This window comes from Pseudomonas sp. REST10, from assembly GCF_029542605.1.
Classification (GTDB): Bacteria; Pseudomonadota; Gammaproteobacteria; order Pseudomonadales; family Pseudomonadaceae; genus Aquipseudomonas; species Aquipseudomonas khazarica.
In genome coordinates this window covers 4,908,256-4,924,044 of sequence record NZ_CP035677.1, presented here as the reverse complement: position 1 = coordinate 4,924,044, position 15,789 = coordinate 4,908,256, and the positions used below count along the sequence as shown (strand labels likewise).

At 65.7% G+C, this 15,789-nt stretch carries 14 protein-coding genes and 1 pseudogene; 11 read left to right on the top strand and 4 right to left on the bottom strand.

Going from position 1 to position 15,789, the window contains the following annotated elements; translation table 11 throughout:
- Positions 1-217: 217 nt before the first annotated feature.
- On the bottom strand, positions 218-1,147 hold the full coding sequence (locus EWH21_RS23270; protein WP_277699434.1) for a LysR family transcriptional regulator: 930 nt from the start codon (positions 1,145-1,147) through the stop codon (positions 218-220).
- 113 nt (positions 1,148-1,260) lie between these two features.
- Here EWH21_RS23270 and EWH21_RS23265 point away from each other — a divergent pair, with 113 nt between their 5' ends.
- Both EWH21_RS23265 and EWH21_RS23260 read left to right on the top strand, forming a co-directional pair.
- On the top strand, positions 1,261-1,959 hold the full coding sequence (locus tag EWH21_RS23265) for a DJ-1/PfpI family protein (RefSeq protein WP_206596468.1): 699 nt from the start codon (positions 1,261-1,263) through the stop codon (positions 1,957-1,959).
- 67 nt (positions 1,960-2,026) lie between these two features.
- Entirely contained in the window at positions 2,027-2,749 is a 723-nt protein-coding gene (locus EWH21_RS23260) for a DsbA family protein (RefSeq protein WP_277699433.1), read from the top strand.
- 88 nt (positions 2,750-2,837) lie between these two features.
- On the opposite strand, the gene EWH21_RS23255 is transcribed toward EWH21_RS23260, so the two are convergent.
- Positions 2,838-3,743: a LysR substrate-binding domain-containing protein gene (locus tag EWH21_RS23255; RefSeq protein WP_152489260.1), complete on the bottom strand. Its 906-nt coding sequence runs from the start codon at positions 3,741-3,743 to the stop codon at positions 2,838-2,840.
- A gap of 186 nt (positions 3,744-3,929) precedes the next feature.
- On the opposite strand from EWH21_RS23255, the gene EWH21_RS23250 reads away from it, so the two are divergent.
- The 6 genes from EWH21_RS23250 to EWH21_RS23225 all read left to right on the top strand — a co-directional run bounded on the left by EWH21_RS23250 (position 3,930) and on the right by EWH21_RS23225 (position 10,677).
- Entirely contained in the window at positions 3,930-4,757 is an 828-nt protein-coding gene (locus EWH21_RS23250; protein WP_037056367.1) for a MaoC family dehydratase N-terminal domain-containing protein, read from the top strand.
- Positions 4,758-4,831: 74 nt separating this feature from the next.
- On the top strand, positions 4,832-5,995 hold the full coding sequence (locus EWH21_RS23245; protein ID WP_037056365.1) for an acyl-CoA dehydrogenase family protein: 1,164 nt from the start codon (positions 4,832-4,834) through the stop codon (positions 5,993-5,995).
- Positions 5,996-6,005: 10 nt separating this feature from the next.
- Positions 6,006-7,358, top strand: a complete 1,353-nt coding sequence (locus EWH21_RS23240) for an MmgE/PrpD family protein (RefSeq protein WP_047588539.1) — start codon at positions 6,006-6,008, stop codon at positions 7,356-7,358.
- A 66-nt stretch (positions 7,359-7,424) separates the two neighbouring features.
- Entirely contained in the window at positions 7,425-8,627 is a 1,203-nt protein-coding gene (locus EWH21_RS23235; protein WP_277699432.1) for a CaiB/BaiF CoA-transferase family protein, read from the top strand.
- Between the two features lie 100 nt (positions 8,628-8,727).
- Entirely contained in the window at positions 8,728-9,555 is an 828-nt protein-coding gene (locus EWH21_RS23230) for a CoA ester lyase (RefSeq protein WP_277699431.1), read from the top strand.
- A gap of 126 nt (positions 9,556-9,681) precedes the next feature.
- Positions 9,682-10,677 carry a TRAP transporter substrate-binding protein gene (locus tag EWH21_RS23225; protein ID WP_134677224.1) on the top strand — a complete coding sequence of 332 codons (996 nt, stop codon included), beginning with the start codon at positions 9,682-9,684 and terminating at the stop codon, positions 10,675-10,677.
- A 90-nt stretch (positions 10,678-10,767) separates the two neighbouring features.
- Here EWH21_RS23225 and EWH21_RS23220 read toward each other — a convergent pair whose 3' ends face one another.
- Positions 10,768-11,703, bottom strand: coding sequence for a hydroxymethylglutaryl-CoA lyase (locus EWH21_RS23220; protein ID WP_277699430.1), 936 nt, complete (start codon positions 11,701-11,703; stop codon positions 10,768-10,770).
- 381 nt (positions 11,704-12,084) lie between these two features.
- Positions 12,085-13,287: a CaiB/BaiF CoA-transferase family protein gene (locus EWH21_RS23215; RefSeq protein WP_277699429.1), complete on the bottom strand. Its 1,203-nt coding sequence runs from the start codon at positions 13,285-13,287 to the stop codon at positions 12,085-12,087.
- 180 nt (positions 13,288-13,467) lie between these two features.
- Between EWH21_RS23215 and EWH21_RS23210 the strand changes: the two genes are divergently transcribed.
- The 3 genes and pseudogenes from EWH21_RS23210 to EWH21_RS23200 all read left to right on the top strand — a co-directional run.
- A complete protein-coding gene (locus EWH21_RS23210; protein ID WP_134677231.1) occupies positions 13,468-14,388 on the top strand; it encodes a LysR family transcriptional regulator in 921 nt (306 codons plus the stop codon).
- A gap of 118 nt (positions 14,389-14,506) precedes the next feature.
- On the top strand, positions 14,507-15,508 hold the full coding sequence (locus EWH21_RS23205) for a DctP family TRAP transporter solute-binding subunit (RefSeq protein WP_037057453.1): 1,002 nt from the start codon (positions 14,507-14,509) through the stop codon (positions 15,506-15,508).
- 156 nt (positions 15,509-15,664) lie between these two features.
- Positions 15,665-15,789 (top strand): annotated as a pseudogene (locus EWH21_RS23200) (C4-dicarboxylate ABC transporter); the annotation flags it as partial.

Genomic DNA, 15,789 nt, shown 5'->3' with positions numbered 1-15,789 from the left:
AGAACTGGGCAAGATCAATAGGATGCACGGTGGCAGCAGGGCGTGGGGGTTGGTTCGTTTGGCGACTGCCAATTTACCCACTCCCCTGACTGTCAACGCGCTCTTCCCCCAGACTCCGCGAAGAACCTTTTTTTTCGGGCTCAGGAAGAGGCGCCAGACGCAGCCAGGGCGGAGTTCGCTGGATGACCTGGTGCCGGGGCATCCGGCTGCGAGCCTTTCAGGCGCCGTGCTGATCGGTCTCTATCAGACTGGAGATGGCCGTAGGGATGCGCTGAGCCAGTTCGTCCATGAGCATCCGTACGGCTGGTGGGCGATAGCGTCTGTTTGGGCTGACCAGGTAGACATCGAATTCAGGAATCTCCCATTCCGGCAGGACACGCACGAGTTCGCCGGTCGCCAGGTACTGGGCGCATTGAATTTCACCCAGATGGGCGATCCCCAGTCCGGCCCGTACTGGTGCGAGCAACTGGTCCGAGGGCGAGAGGGTGAGTCGCCTGGGTGTGGTGAGTGTCCGTGTCCTGCCGTTGCAGCGCAGCTCGAGCTCTGCAGCGCTGCGTGACTGGACGAGAAAGTCGTAGTGCTCCATCTCGTCCGGGTGCGCCGGTAAGCCCCGCGCCTGTGCATAGCCGGCGCTGGCACAGAGGATGCGGCGCACAGTCGCCACCTTGCGCGCGAAGAGATCCGAGTCGGTCATCGCACCGATCCGCACTGCAATGTCGATGGCATTGGCGACGACATCGGCCCGCTGATCCGTGATCTCCATCTCGACATCGACCCGTGGGTAACGGCACATGAACTCCAGCACGATTGGCAGGACGACGAGCTTGCCGAAGGCGCCCGAGGCGGAGAGCCGGACCAGGCCGCGCGGTTCCGCCTCACGGCCGATGAGCTCGGTGGAAAGCATTTCCATCCGGCGGACCAGTGGCCAGGCCTCTTCCAGGAGTTGCTGTCCAGCGTCGGTCAGGCTGAAGGCCGCCGAGTTGCGTTGGACGAGTGCCAACCCCGTCATCTCCTCGAGCCGCGCCAGTCGGCGCGAGAGCGTCGACTTGGCGACATCGTACTGACGCGAGGCGCGCGACAGGCTGCCAGCGTCCGCGATCAGGGCAAACCAATAGAGATCGTCGAGCGAGTAAGGCAGGGTGTTCATTTTTCGGGACGCCCGCATCCATTTTTCGTGTCTATGAGGGCGAATAGTGGACGGCTACATTGCCTCCTGTCCAGGGTGCCTGGAACCGCCCAGCCAAGCAGGAGTCAGCAATCATGAGTGATATCACATCCATTCACTTCCTCACCTTTCCGAACGTCAGCGAGCAGGATCTGCTGGTGCCCTGGGAGTTGTTCCAGGCACTGGCCTGGGGCTTCGCACATGAAGGTCGGCACCTGGACGTGTCGATTGGCGGCTTCGAGCCGGGCCCGGTAGCGACGCACATGGGCACGGAAATCAAAACCAATCGAGTGCTCGAGGCCGACGACCGCTTCGATGTGCTCTATGTGCCTGGAGGCCTGGGCGGTGGTGCCGCTTCCAGCAACCCCGAGATTCTGGAGCTGGTTCGCAAGCACCACGCCGAGGGCCGCTGGGTGGCATCCAACTGCTCCGGCGTGGGTGTTCTGTTCCGTTCCGGCATTCTCGACGGCAAGACGATCACCTGTTCTGTCGCCCTGGCACGCCGCCTGCCGACGCTTGGCGCTGACGTGCTTTCCCCCCGCCTTGCCTGGCACGTGGACGCAGAGAACAGGATCTTCACATCTGCTGGCGGCGGCACGGCTCATATGAGCACCGTCGCCCTGGTGGCGCAATTCTTCGGCAGCGATAGCGCCAGGGGGCTTGCCGCGAACTGGGATTCGCTCGGGTTGCTCGGTGGTGCACTGCTTCAGGCAGACGGCCCGATCATGGATACGCCTGTCGAACTGGCCGCTGCCGCTCAGGACAGCTTCGAGATGGTCTTCTTGCCCGATTGACCGTCCCGCTCACCGCTGGCCACCCGTGCATTCACTTGAGAACCCTTGAGAGCGACCGCGAGCCATCATGAAAACCCTATCGTGCGACGACAAATCCGGAATCTGCTACCCGTCCGCACTGGATGACGCTGCGGCGACCGACGAGGCACCCCTGACCGACACGCAGATCATCTATATCGGTGATCCCATGTGCTCCTGGTGCTGGGGTATCGAACCGGCACTGCGGGAGCTGCAGGACCATTGCGAGCTACGGGGATTGTCTTTCTCCATTGTCCTCGGCGGGCTCCGGCCGGGCGGGGGGGATCCGTGGAATGCGGAGTTCAAGGCGTTCCTGCGCCAGCACTGGGAGGAGATCGGCGAGGCGACCGGGCAGCCATTTTCCTTTGACATCCTCGAGCGCGCACACTTTTCCTACGATACCGAACCCGCCTGCCGTGCTGTCGTGACGGCCAGACACATGCTCGCGGGGGCCTCTTCGCGCAAGCTGTACGCCATATTCTCGGCAATTCAGCGCAAGTTCTATGTCGCCAACGCTGATCCGACCCAGCTGGGCTTCTATGAAAGCATCATCGAGGGCGCGGGGCTGGACTTCGCGCGCTTCACCGAATTGTATGAGGGTGACAGCGCTCGCCAATGGACGCGTGGCGATTTCGAGCTGAGCCACCGTTTGCAGGTGCGGGCGTTTCCGACGCTGCTGGCCAGAACCGATAGCGGTTTTGTTCAACTGGCAACCGGTTTCGCCCGCGCAGCATCCCTGATCGTCAAGGTCGAGGACGTGTTTCGCAGCTAGCACGGCGGTGAGCGGGCCGCGATGCGAACCAGGGCGCTAGCTCGCACACCTGGGCATGAACAGGCTTGCGACTCGCTGTCAGTTCAGGCTAACGCGTCCGTGCCAGTGGAGTAGCGCCCGCCAGTCTCTCGATCAGCGCACGGACGCTGCCCGGCAGCGCATCCAGCTCGCGCACCAGCATGCTGCGCTCGCGTACCGCCCAGTCCTCGTCCAGTTGCAGGACGGCCAGTTGCATGGTGCGGCTGTGCCGACGTGCGGCGGACTCGGGAATGATGCCGATACCCACGCCGCCCTCGATCATCCGGCAGATGGCCTCGAAGCTCGACACCTGGATGCGCAGGGCGAGCATGCCGCCGAGTTTCTCCACCTGTTCGCGCAGGAAACTCTGCAAGGTGCTGCCCTCGTGCAGGCCGATGTGCTGATAGGCGAGGGTGTCGCTGAAACTGACCGACTGCCGTTGCGCCAGGGCATGGCCCAGGGGCACCGCCAGTACCAGGCGGTCGGTGCTGAAGTGCAGCACCTGCAAGCCCGTTGCCTGCACCGGGCCGGCGATGATGCCGAGGTCGGCGGCGCCATCCAGCACCCCGCGCACGATGTCGCGGCTCAGGCGCTCCTGCAGATCGACGGTGACCCCCGGGCGCTCGGCGAGGAAGCCGGCCAGCACCTCGGGGAGGAATTCGGTGACCGCCGTGGTGTTGGCGAAGATGCGGATATGCCCGGCGGCGTCGGTGCCGTATTCGGTGAACTCGCTTTTCAGGTAGTCCACCTGGCGCATGATCAGCCGCGCGTGCTGCAGCAGGCGCTGGCCTGCCGGGGTCAGCTCGACGCCACGGCTGTCGCGGTACAGCAGGCGGCTGCCGAGCTGGCCCTCCAGGGCCTTGATCCGTGCGCTGGCCGCCGCCGGCGAGAGAAAGGCCCGGCGCGCGCCCTGGGTCAGGCTGGGCGACTCGGCGATATGGATGAACAGGCGCAGGTCGGCTAGGTCGAAATGCATGGTGGTCTCGGTGACGGCGCAAAGGTCCGCTGGGAGCGATCGGCCGGGGATCGCGGCTAGAAGTCGCCCCTGCGTGGTGGAGGCGTTAAGCATATCCGAACGCTGGATTAAATAAATGGAGATTCTCTGAACGCAGGCCGGGTTGCATGCTCTGCTCCACACAAGAACGAGCCGGAACCCTGCACCATGAGCGACTCTGCTTTCTCTGCCTGGATTGGTCGTAGCGAAGAAGTCCACGACCAGATCAGCCGTAATCTGGTCAAGCGCATCGCCGCCACCCTGGGCGACGCCACGCCTGCCCACGGCGAGGCACTTCCCCCTCTCTGGCACTGGGCGTTCTTCCAGGAGCCCGTGGCCGAGAACGGCCTGGGTACGGATGGCCATCCGGCGCGCGGTGGTTTCCTGCCGCCGGCCGACGACCGCAACCGCATGTGGGCCGGTGGCCGCATCGAGTTCTTCCAGGCGCTGCGTGTCGGCGGCGAGGCCAGTCGTGTGTCGACCATCACGCACATCGAGGAAAAGCACGGCCGCACTGGCGCACTGCTGTTCGTCACCGTGCAGCACGACTACCTGCAGGACGGCCAGCTGGCCATCCGCGAAGAACAGGACATCGTCTACCGCGAGCCCAGCCCACCCAAGGCCAGCAGCGGCGAGCCGCTGGTCGCCGGGGACTGGCGCGAGGCGGTGACGCCGAGCAGCACGCTGCTGTTTCGCTACAGCGCGGTGACCTTCAACGGCCATCGCATCCACTACGACTGGCCCTACGTCACCGAAACCGAAGGCTACAGCGGCCTGGTCGTGCACGGCCCGCTGATCGCCACGCTGAGCCTGCGCGCCTTCTGCCGCGCCAACCCGCAGGCGCGTCTGCGCCGCATCGCCTACCGCGGCCTGCGTCCGCTGATCGCACCGCAGCCCTTCGAAGTCGGCGGGCGTATCAGCGAGGTCGGCCATGCCGAACTGTGGGCGGGCAACGAGGCCGGCCTGGCGCAGCGCGCCGAGGTGCAATTCGACTGATTGTTCGTAGCCCGGATGCAATCCGGGAAATCGCCCCGGATTGCATCCGGGCTACGGCTCACTGAGGAACTGTGATGAACGCCAGCAACAACGAAGAACTCAATGCCATCCGCGAAGGCGTGCGCGCCCTGTGTGCGGAGTTTCCCGCCGAATACTGGCGCAAGATCGATGAGGAGAAGGGCTTCCCGGAAGCCTTCGTCAGCGCCATGACCGAGGCCGGCTGGCTGTCGGCGATGATCCCGGAAGAGTACGGCGGCTCGGGCCTGGGCCTGGCCGAGGCGTCGGTGATCCTCGAGGAGGTCAACCGCTGCGGCGGCAACTCCGGGACCATCCACGGGCAGATGTACAACATGTTCACCCTGCTGCGTAACGGCAGCGACGAGCAGAAACGCTACTACCTGCCGAAGCTGGCCAGCGGCGAGCTGCGCCTGCAGTCGATGGGCGTGACCGAGCCGACCACCGGCACCGACACCACCAAGATCAAGACCACCGCCGTGCGCAAGGGCGACACGTACGTGATCAACGGGCAGAAGGTGTGGATCTCGCGCATCCAGCACTCCGACCTGATGATCCTGCTGGCGCGCACCACGCCGCTGGCCGAGGTGCAGCGCAAGTCCGAAGGCATGTCGATCTTCCTGGTCGACCTGCGCGAAGCCATCGGCAACGGCCTGACCGTGCAGCCGATCGCCAACATGGTCAACCACGAGACCAACGAGCTGTTCTTCGACAACCTGGAGATTCCCGCCAGCAGCCTGATCGGCGAGGAGGGCAAGGGTTTTCGCTACATCCTCGACGGCCTCAATGCCGAGCGTACGCTGATCGCCGCCGAGTGCATCGGCGATGGCCGCTGGTTCATCGAGAAGGCCAGCCAGTATGCCCGCGACCGCGTGGTGTTCGGTCGCCCCATCGGCCAGAACCAGGGCGTGCAGTTCCCCATCGCCAAGGCACACATCGAAGTGGAGGCGGCCGACCTGATGCGCTGGCGCGCCTGCGAGCAGTACGACCGTGGCGAGAACGCCGGGGCCAGCGCCAACATGGCCAAGTACCTGGCGGCGGAAGCGTCCTGGGCGGCGGCCAACGCCTGCCTGCAGACCCACGGCGGTTTCGGCTTCGCCAACGAATACGACGTCGAGCGCAAGTTCCGCGAGACCCGTCTGTACCAGGTGGCGCCGATCTCCACCAACCTGATCATGTCCTATGTGGCCGAGCACCTGCTCGAGCTGCCACGCAGTTTCTGAGGAGCCGACCATGAGCACGGACACCCAGAAGCTCGCCGCCTTCCTCGCCGAGCTGCGTTACGACGACCTGCCCGAACATGTGCTGGAGCGCACCGAGGACCTGCTGCTCGACTGGCTGGGCTCGGCCCTGGCCAGCGAAGGCGCACGACCGATTCCGCTGTTCGAGGCCTACGCGCAGAAGATGGGCCCGGCCGATGGCCCGGCGCGCATCCTGGTCAACGGCCGGGGCACCTCGGCGTACTTCGCCGCCCTGGTCAATGCCGCGTCCTCGCACCTGGTGGAGCAGGACGACCTGCACAACAGCTCGGTGCTGCATCCGGCTACTGTGGTCTTCCCGGCTGCGCTGGCGGCCGCGCAGGACCTCGGCAAGTCCGGCCGCGAACTGCTGCTGGCCTCGGTGGCCGGCTACGAGGCGGGCATCCGCATTGGCGAGTTCCTCGGCCGTTCGCACTACCGCATCTTCCACACCACGGCCACCGTCGGCACCCTGGCGGCCGCCGTGGCCGTGGGCAAGCTGCTGGATTTCGACCAGCAGCAGTTCATCCATCTGCTGGGCAACGCCGGCACCCAGGCCGCCGGTCTCTGGGAGTTCCTGCGCGACGCTGCCGATTCCAAGCAGCTGCACACGGCCAAGGCAGCGGCTGACGGCCTGCTCGCCGCCTACCTCACCGAGCAGGGCTTGACCGGCGCGCAGAACATCCTCGAAGGCGAGCAGGGCATGGCGGCGGGAATGTCCCGCGATGCCGACCCGCGCAAGTTGTCCGATCGCCTCGGGCGGCGTTGGGCGCTGGTGGAGACCTCGTTCAAGTTCCACGCCTCCTGCCGGCATACCCATCCGGCTGCCGATGCCCTGCTGGCGCTGATGCAGCGCGAACGCCTGCGTCACGAGGACATCCAGCGGGTGACGGCCCGCGTGCACCAGGGCGCGATCGACGTGCTCGGCCGCGTGAAGGTGCCGCAGAGCGTGCACCAGGCCAAGTTCTCCATGGGCACCGTGCTGGGCCTGATCGCCGTGCATGGCAAGGCGCAGCTCACCGAGTTCGCCGAGCTGGCGCTGCAGGACCCGGCCGTGGCGGCGTTTCGCGACAAGGTGCAGATGCGCCTGGACCCCGAGGTGGACATCGCCTATCCGCAGCGCTGGCTGGGCCGCGTCGAAGTGCTCACCCGCGATGGCCGCACGCTGTTCAGCGCCATCGACGAGCCCAAGGGCGACCCCGGCAACACCCTCAGCCGCGCCGAACTGGAAGACAAGTTCCGCCGTCTGCTGGCCTTCGCCGGCAAGCGCAGTGGCGATGAGGCCGGCGTGCTGATCGAGCGGGTCTGGGGCCTGCGCGACAGCGCTGACCTGAGCAACCTGGCCTGACGGCTCACTTCGAATTTCCGGTGGATCGGTGAAGCGCGATCCACCCTACGGATCAGGGAACCGCACATGAACAACGCACAACAACCCCGGCCACTGGATGGCATCACCGTGGTCAGCCTGGAACATGCCATCGCCGCGCCGTTCTGCACCCGCCAGCTCGCCGACCTCGGCGCGCGGGTGATCAAGGTGGAGCGTCCAGGCAGTGGCGATTTCGCCCGTGGCTACGACGAGCGCGTCAGCGGCCTGGCCTCGCACTTCGTCTGGACCAACCGCTCCAAGGAAAGCCTGACCCTCGACCTCAAGCAGGACGATGCCACCCAGGTGCTCGACAGTCTGCTAGCCAAGGCCGACGTGCTGGTACAGAACCTCGCGCCCGGCGCCGCCGCGCGCATGGGCCTGTCGTTCGAGGCCCTGCACGAACGCTTCCCCAGGCTGATCGTCTGCGACATTTCCGGCTACGGCGAGGGCGGCCCCTATGAGCAGAAAAAGGCCTACGACCTGCTGATCCAGAGCGAGGGCGGCTTTCTCTCCGTCACCGGCGGGCCGGGCGATGAGGAGATGGCCAAGGCCGGTTGCTCCATCGCCGACATCGCGGCCGGCATGTATGCCTACACCGGCGTGCTCTCGGCGCTGATGCTGCGTGGCCGTACCGGCGTCGGCAGTCGCGTCGACGTGTCGATGCTGGAGAGCCTCGTGGAGTGGATGGGCTATCCGCTGTACTACGCCTACGAGGGGGCCACGCCGCCGCCACGCGCGGGCGCGGCGCACTCGACCATCTACCCCTATGGCCCGTTCCCGGCCGGCGATGGCGGCACGGTGATGCTCGGCCTGCAGAACGAGCGCGAATGGGCGGCGTTCTGCGACAAGGTACTGGAGCAGCCTGCGTTGGCCAGCGACGAGCGCTTCAGCGCCAACTCGCGGCGCTCGGCCAACCGCAGCGAGCTGCGCGCGATCATCCTCGAGGCCTTTGCACGCATGACTGCGGCGCAGGTGATCGAGCGCCTGGAGCAGGCGCAGATCGCCAACGCCCAGGTCAACGACATGGCCGGCGTCTGGGCCCATCCGCAACTGCAGGCGCGGCAGCGCTGGCGTCAGGTCGACAGCCCCAGCGGCAGCCTGCCGGCCCTGCTGCCGCCAGGGCGCAACAGCGCCTTCGAGCCACGCATGGACGCCATCCCCGCGCTGGGCCAGCACACCGACGCGCTGCTCGCCGAGCTGGGCTATGCCACCGGCGATATCCAGCGCCTGCACCAGCAGGGGGCCGTATGACCGACAAGCGCCTCCCGGCCGAGCGCCGCCATTCATTGCGCAGGATGGGCGACGCACGTTGCGTCCAGCACACGCCTGCCAACCGCGCAGAGGTACGAGCATGAACACGCCAACCATCCGCAGCGCCCTGTTCGTGCCGGCCAGCCGTCCCGAGCGTATCCCCAAGGCACTCGCCGTCGGCGCCGATGCCGTGATCGTCGACCTGGAAGACGCCGTGCAGGAGAGCCTGAAGGTCGAGGCCCGGGCCAATCTCGATGCCTTCCTCAGCGCCAACCCCGAGGCGCGCCTGCTGGTGCGCATCAATGCCCCCGAGCATGCCGGGCATGCGGCCGACATCGCTCTGTGCGCCCGGCATGCCGGGGTGGTCGGCGTGCTGCTGCCCAAGGTGGAGTCTGCCGCCCATGTCTCACGTGTCGCGGCCTGTGCCAAACCGGTCTGGCCGATCATCGAGAGCGCGGCGGGGCTGCTGGCGCTGGCGGAAATCGCCCATGCCGACGGTGTCGAGCGCCTGTCCTTCGGCGCGCTCGACCTGGGCCTGGACCTGGGCCTGAGCAGCGGTTCTGCCGCCGCCGAACGCATCCTCGACCAGGCCCGCTACGCCTTGCTCCTGCAGTCGCGCGTGGCCGGTCTGGGCGCGCCGCTGGACAGCGTCTTCCCGGCCATCGAAGACCGTGAAGGGCTCGCCCGCACGGCGCGTGATGCACGCGACATGGGCTTCGACGGACTGCTGTGCATCCACCCCACCCAGGTCGAGATCGTTCACCGCGCGCTGTGCCCGGCCGACGAGGAACTGGCCTGGGCGCGGCGGGTGATGGCCGCTGCCAGCAGTGGTGCAGGGGTGTTCGTGGTCGACGGGCAGATGGTCGACGCCCCCGTGCTCGGCCGCGCCCGGCGCCTGCTGCAACGGGCAGGGGAGGCCTGCGACTGACAGGCCTGCCGTGTTGCTCTGCCCCTGAGAGGAACCTGAGGTTTTCCAGTGATGTAACCACACGGTTGCCCCGAGGCAGCCGGCTCTTTCCACGTACCAAGCAAACAACAACAACGAGGTAACGTCATGTTCAGATTCACCGCCAAGGCACTCGCCTGTGCCGCGATCCTTTCCTGTGCCGGCCTGGTCCAGGCTGCCGAGGAGCCCATCATCATCAAGTTCGCCCACGTGGTGGCGGACAACACGCCCAAGGGACAGGGTGCGCTGCTGTTCAAGAAACTGGCCGAGGAGCGTCTGCCTGGGCGGGTGAAGGTAGAGGTCTACCCCAACTCCTCGCTGTTCGGCGATGGCAAGGAAATGGAGGCGCTGCTGCTCGGCGACGTGCAGATGCTGGCGCCGTCGCTGGCCAAGTTCGAGCAGTACGCCAAGCCGGTGCAGCTGTTCGACCTGCCGTTCCTGTTCGATGACATGGCGGCGGTGGACCGCTTCCAGGCCAGCCCGCAGGGGCGTGCGCTGCTGACCTCCATGGAGAGCAAGAACATCACCGGCCTGGCCTACTGGCACAACGGCCTGAAGGTGATGTCCGCCAACAAGCCGCTGCGTGACCCTGCCGATGCCCGTGGCCTGAAGTTCCGCGTACAGGCTTCCGCCGTACTGGAAGAGCAGTTCAAGGCCGTGCGCGCCAACCCGCGCAAGATGAGCTTCGCCGAGGTCTACCAGGGCCTGCAGACCGGCGTGGTCAACGGCACCGAGAACACCTGGTCGAACTACTACAGCCAGAAGGTGCACGAGGTGCAGAAGTACATGACCGAGTCCGATCACGGCCTGATCGACTACATGGTGATCACCAACACCCAGTTCTGGAAAGGGCTGCCGGCCGATGTGCGCAGCGAGCTGGAGAAGGTCATGGCCGAAGTGTCCGTCGAGGTGAACAAGCAGGCCGATGCGCTCAACCAGAGTGCCAAGCAGGACATCGCCAAGGCCGGCACCACCGAGATCATCGAACTGACCCCGCAGCAGCGCGCCGAATGGCGTGAAGCGATGCGCCCGGTGTGGAAGAAGTTCGAGAAGGAGATCGGTGCCGAGCTGATCGAGGCGGCGGAGAAATCCAACCAGGGTTGATGCTGCGCTGCACATGAAAACGCCCGGTGCTTGCACCGGGCGTTTTCGTGTTGGAGCAGACGGTCGCGGCTAAAGCCCTTGGCACATTATTCAGCGCCCGGCTTCCTGCATCCACTTCGGCTTGGGATAGCGGCGGTCCGACTTGCCTGCCTTGAGGATGGCGCCGGGTACGTCGTGGCCGATCAGGTCGGGCAGGGTGGCGGCGGCTTCGAGCAGTGCGTCGAGGTTTACGCCGGTGTCCAGGCCCATGCGCTGGAACATGTGCACCAGGTCCTCGGTGCAGATGTTGCCGCTGGCGCCCGGTGCGTATGGGCAGCCGCCGAGACCGCCGAGCGAGGCGTCGAAGCGGTCGATGCCGGCGTTCAGCGCTGCCAGTGCGTTGGCCAGGCCCATGCCTCGGGTGTTGTGGAAGTGCGCGGTGAACACGGCCTCGGGCCAGCGTTGCAGTGCCGCGCGGCAGATGCGCTCGACCTGCGCCGGGTCGGCCATGCCGGTGGTGTCGCACAGGGTCACGCCCTGCACGCCGATGTCCAGCAGGCGCTGGATCAACGCTTGTACGCGGCTCTCCGCCACCTCACCTTCGAACGGGCAACCGAAGGTGGTCGATAGCGAGGCGTTGATGAACACGCCGCTGCCACGGGTGACTTCGATGATTTCGGCGAACTGTTGCAGCGATTGTTCCGGCGTCATGCGCAGGTTGGCCAGGCCGTGGGTGTCGCTGGCCGACATGACCAGGTTGATCTCGTCCACCGCGCACGACAGCGCGCGTTCGCAGCCCTTCACGTTGGGCACCAGCACGGTGTACTCGACACCGGCCACGCGCTGGATGCCGCGCATCACTTCTTCGGCGTCGCGCAGGTTGGGAATGGCCTTGGGCGAGGTGAAGGAGGTGACTTCGACCTTGGCCAGGCCGGTGTGGGAGAGGCGGTCGATCAGGGCGATCTTGTCTTCGGTCGGGACGAAGGAGGCTTCGATCTGGAAGCCGTCGCGGGTGGCGACGTCCTGGATGTAGAGGCGTTTGCTCATGGGTAGATCCTTGCGGTATTGGCTGGCTGGGAGGCGCGCTTTCCATCCATTGCGGCGCTGACAGGCGGTGTCGTGGTTCTGGCGGACAAGCTTCGCGTTGTCCACCCTACGGGGCTTCGTCATTGCAATGAGCCGCGCCTGCGTAGGGTGGATGGCGCTTTTTCCATCCACCGCTGCGGTACCCGGCGGTGTCGTGGTTTTGGTGGACAAGCTTCGCGTTGTCCACCCTACGGATCTTCGTCATTGCAATGAGCCGCGCCTGCGTAGGGGGGATGGCGCTTCTTCCATCCACCACTGCGGTGTCCGGTGTTGGCGTGGGTTTGTGTGGACAAGCTTCGCGTTGTCCACCCTACGGGTGCCGTGATCGCGGCTTTTGGGTGCTCAGATGATCCCGCGTTCGCGCAGGCCGGCGACCTGGGCCTCGCTGAGGCCAAGGCCGGCGAGGACGTCATCGGTGTGCTCGCCCAGCTGTGGGCCACCATTGCCGATGCGCCCTGGCGTGCGGCTGAGCTTGGGCAGCACCCCCGGCACCCGCAGCGGGCCGACGCTGGTCTGCACCTGCTCGATCATCTGCCGCGCCAGGTAGTGCGGGTCCTGCACGATGTCGGCGGCGGTGTAGGGGTAGCCGGCTGGTACGCGGGCCCCCTTGAGCGCTTCGATCACTTCGTCACGGCCACGCTGGGCGGTCCATTCGGCGATGGCGTTGTCGATCAGTTCGGCGTGCTGGCTGCGCCCATCGTTCTGCGCCAGGCGCGGGTCGTTGCCCAGGTCATCGCGGCCGATCAGGCTCATCAGGCGCTTGTAGATGCTGTCGCCGTTGCCGGCGATCAGCACGTAGCTGCCGTCGTTGCACGGGTAGGAGTTGGACGGCGTGATGCCGGGCAGGGCGCTGCCGGCCGGCTCGCGGATGTAGCCGAAGGCGTCGTATTCGGGGATCAGGCTTTCCATCATGGCGAACACCGATTCGTACAGCGCCACGTCGATCTCCTGGCCCTGGCCGCTGCGCGCACGCTCCTGCAGGGCCAGCAGCACGCCGATCACGCCGTACAGCGAGGACAGCGAGTCGCCGATGCTGATGCCGACGCGCACGGGCGCCTGGCCGGGATAGCCGGAGAGGTGGCGCAGGCCGCCCATGGCCTCGCCGATCACGCCGAAGCCGGGCAGGTCGCGGTAGGGCCCGGTCTGCCCGTAGCCGGAAATGCGCAGCATGATCAGTTTCGGGTTGATGGCCTTCAGTTCGTCGTAGCCCAGGCCCCAGCCTTCCAGCGTGCCGGGGCGGAAGTTCTCCACCAGCACATCGGCTTCACTCACCAGTTGGCGGACGATGTCCTGTGCTTCGGCTTCCTTCAGATTCAGCGTCAGCGAGCGCTTGTTGCGCGACTGCACGTGCCACCAGAGCGAGGTGCCATCCTTGATCTTGCGCCACTTGCGCAGCGGGTCACCGATGCCTGGCGGCTCGATCTTGATCACGTCGGCGCCGAATTCGCCGAGCAGCTTGCTGGCGAAGGGACCGGCGATGAGCTGGCCCATCTCGATCACCTTGAGCCCCTGCAGGGCCATGTTGCCGTTGTTGCTTTGAGTCATGGCTGCACCTGATTTGCCTGTGCGTTTCTTGTGGTGCGCAGAATGGCGCAGTGAGGCGACTCGGACAATTGCTCAATGGCCAAGCTAGGCTTCGCGGCTGACGAAGTGTCATGCTGTAAACCGGCTTTGCCATGGCGATATGGCCTGGCTGCTTCGCCAGGCACGAAACGGAGAATCCTCATGCGGCGTATCGATTTCGTCACCCTCAAGCTGTTCGTGGCCATCGCCGACGAGCGCAGCCTGACCCGCGCCGCCGAGCGCGAGCACCTGGCGCTGGCGGCGGTGAGCAAGCGCGTCAGCGACCTGGAGAGCCAGCTCGGCATCGCGCTGCTCTATCGCCAGCCCAAGGGCGTCGAGCTGACGCCGGCCGGCCACGCCCTGCTGCACCACGCACGCAACATGATGGACAACCTCGAGCAGCTCAACGCCGACCTCAGCGAGTTCAGCGAGGGGGTGAAGGGCCACGTGCGCATCCACGCCAATACCTCGGCGGTGATCGAGTTCCTGCCCGAGGACCTGGCCAGCTTCAGTCGCCGCCACCCGCAGGTGAAGATCGACCTGGAGGAGCGGGTCAGCAGCGAGACCCTGCGTGCGGTGCGCGAGGGCCTCACCGACATCGGCATCTTCGCCGGGCATGTACCGGCCGATGACCTGCAGGTGTTCACCTATCGCCACGACCAGCTGGTGCTGGTCACCCCGCGCGACCATCCGCTGGCCGGGCGTGACGGCATTCATCTGCGCGAAGCGGTGGGCTACGACTTCATCGGCCTGCAGCAGGACGCCTCGCTGCACAGCCTGCTGCAGCACTCGGCGCACAACCAGGGCATGGCATTGCGCCTGCGTATCCAAGTGCGCAGCTTCGAGGCCATCTGCCGGATGATCCACACCGGCATGGGCGTTGGCGTCCTGCCGGACCTGGCGGTACGCACCTATCTGCCGGCGCTCGATGTGCGGGTGATCCCGCTGCACGATCCCTGGGCCAGGCGTGAGCTGAAGGTGGCGGTACGCAATCAGGACAACCTTTCGCTGACCGCGAAGCAGATGCTCGACCACCTGCGCAACAGTGGATCGGCAGGGGATGATCTCGCGTTGCCTTCGTGAATGCCGAAGGCTCGGTTGTTCAAATGTGAATTTCAGCGCAGAGGAGGGCGGGGTAGAGTCCGGGCCAATCGAAGGGTTTTCGCCCTCGACGCTCAGACAAAAACAACAGGAGCTTTCCATGAAGTTTTCATTCGTTCGTCGTGGCCTGGCTGGCGTACTCGCCGGCTGCGCCCTGCTTGGCGCACTGTCGGCCCAGGCTGCCGATCCGATCTTGATCAAGTTCTCCCACATCACTGCCGACAGCACGCCGAAGGGGCAGGGCGCGCTGCTGTTCAAGAAGCTGGTGGACGAGCGCCTGGCCGGCAAGGTCAAGGTCGAGGTCTACGCCAACTCCTCGCTCTATGGCGACGGCAAGGAGATGGAAGCCCTGTTGCTCAACGAAGTGCAGATGCTGGCGCCGGCACCGTCCAAGCTGGAGCAGTACACCAAGCAACTGCAGCTGTTCGATCTGATGTTCCTGTTCGATGACGTGGCAGCGGCGCAGCGTTTCCAGGCTTCGGACAAGGGCAAGGCACTGCTCAAGTCGATGGAAGACAAGGGCATCACCGGCCTCGCCTACTGGCTCAACGGCATGCGCCAGCTGACCGCCAACAAGCCGCTGGTCGAGCCCGCTGACGCCCGTGGGCAGAAGTTCCGCGTGCAGCCGTCCGACCTGCAGGCGGCGCAGTACAGCGCCCTGCGTGCAGTGCCGCGCAAGATGGCCTTCGCCGAGATCTACCAGGGCCTGCAGACCGGCGTGGTCAATGCCCAGGACAACCCCTGGTCGAACATCTACTCGCAGAAGTACTTCGAGGTGCAGAAGTACATGACCGAGTCCAACCATGCGATCGGCAACTACGTGCTGATCACCAACACCAAGTTCTGGAACGGTCTGCCGGCGGATATCCGCGGCGAGCTGGAGGCGATCGTCGACGAGGTCACCGTCGAGGTGAACAAGCAGGCCGAGGCGCTCAATGCCAAGGCGCGCCAGGGCATCCTGGATACCGGCAAGAGCGAGATCATCACCCTGACCCCCGAGCAGCGTGCCCAGTGGCGTGACGCCGTGCGCCCGGCGTGGAAGAAGTTCGAAGCCGACATCGGTGTGGACGTGATCGAGGCCGCGCAGGCCGCCAACCAGTAATTTCCCCCCAGAGCCACCCCGGGCCCACGCACCCGGGGTGGTTCGCCATTCAGCACCGCCTAAGGCGGTGTTTGCCAATGACGAATATCCCGCGGGCGCCCGGCTCGGTTAGATTCGTCCGACTCCTGACAATCACAACAACCTCGCGGAGATGCCATGAACGCCTTGCGGCGCGCCTGGGAGCACTTCGAGGAAGGCTTCATCGCCTTTCTTCTCGCTGCCATGACCCTGATCACCTTCGTCTACGTGATCCTCAACAACTTCTACACCCTGTTCTACTG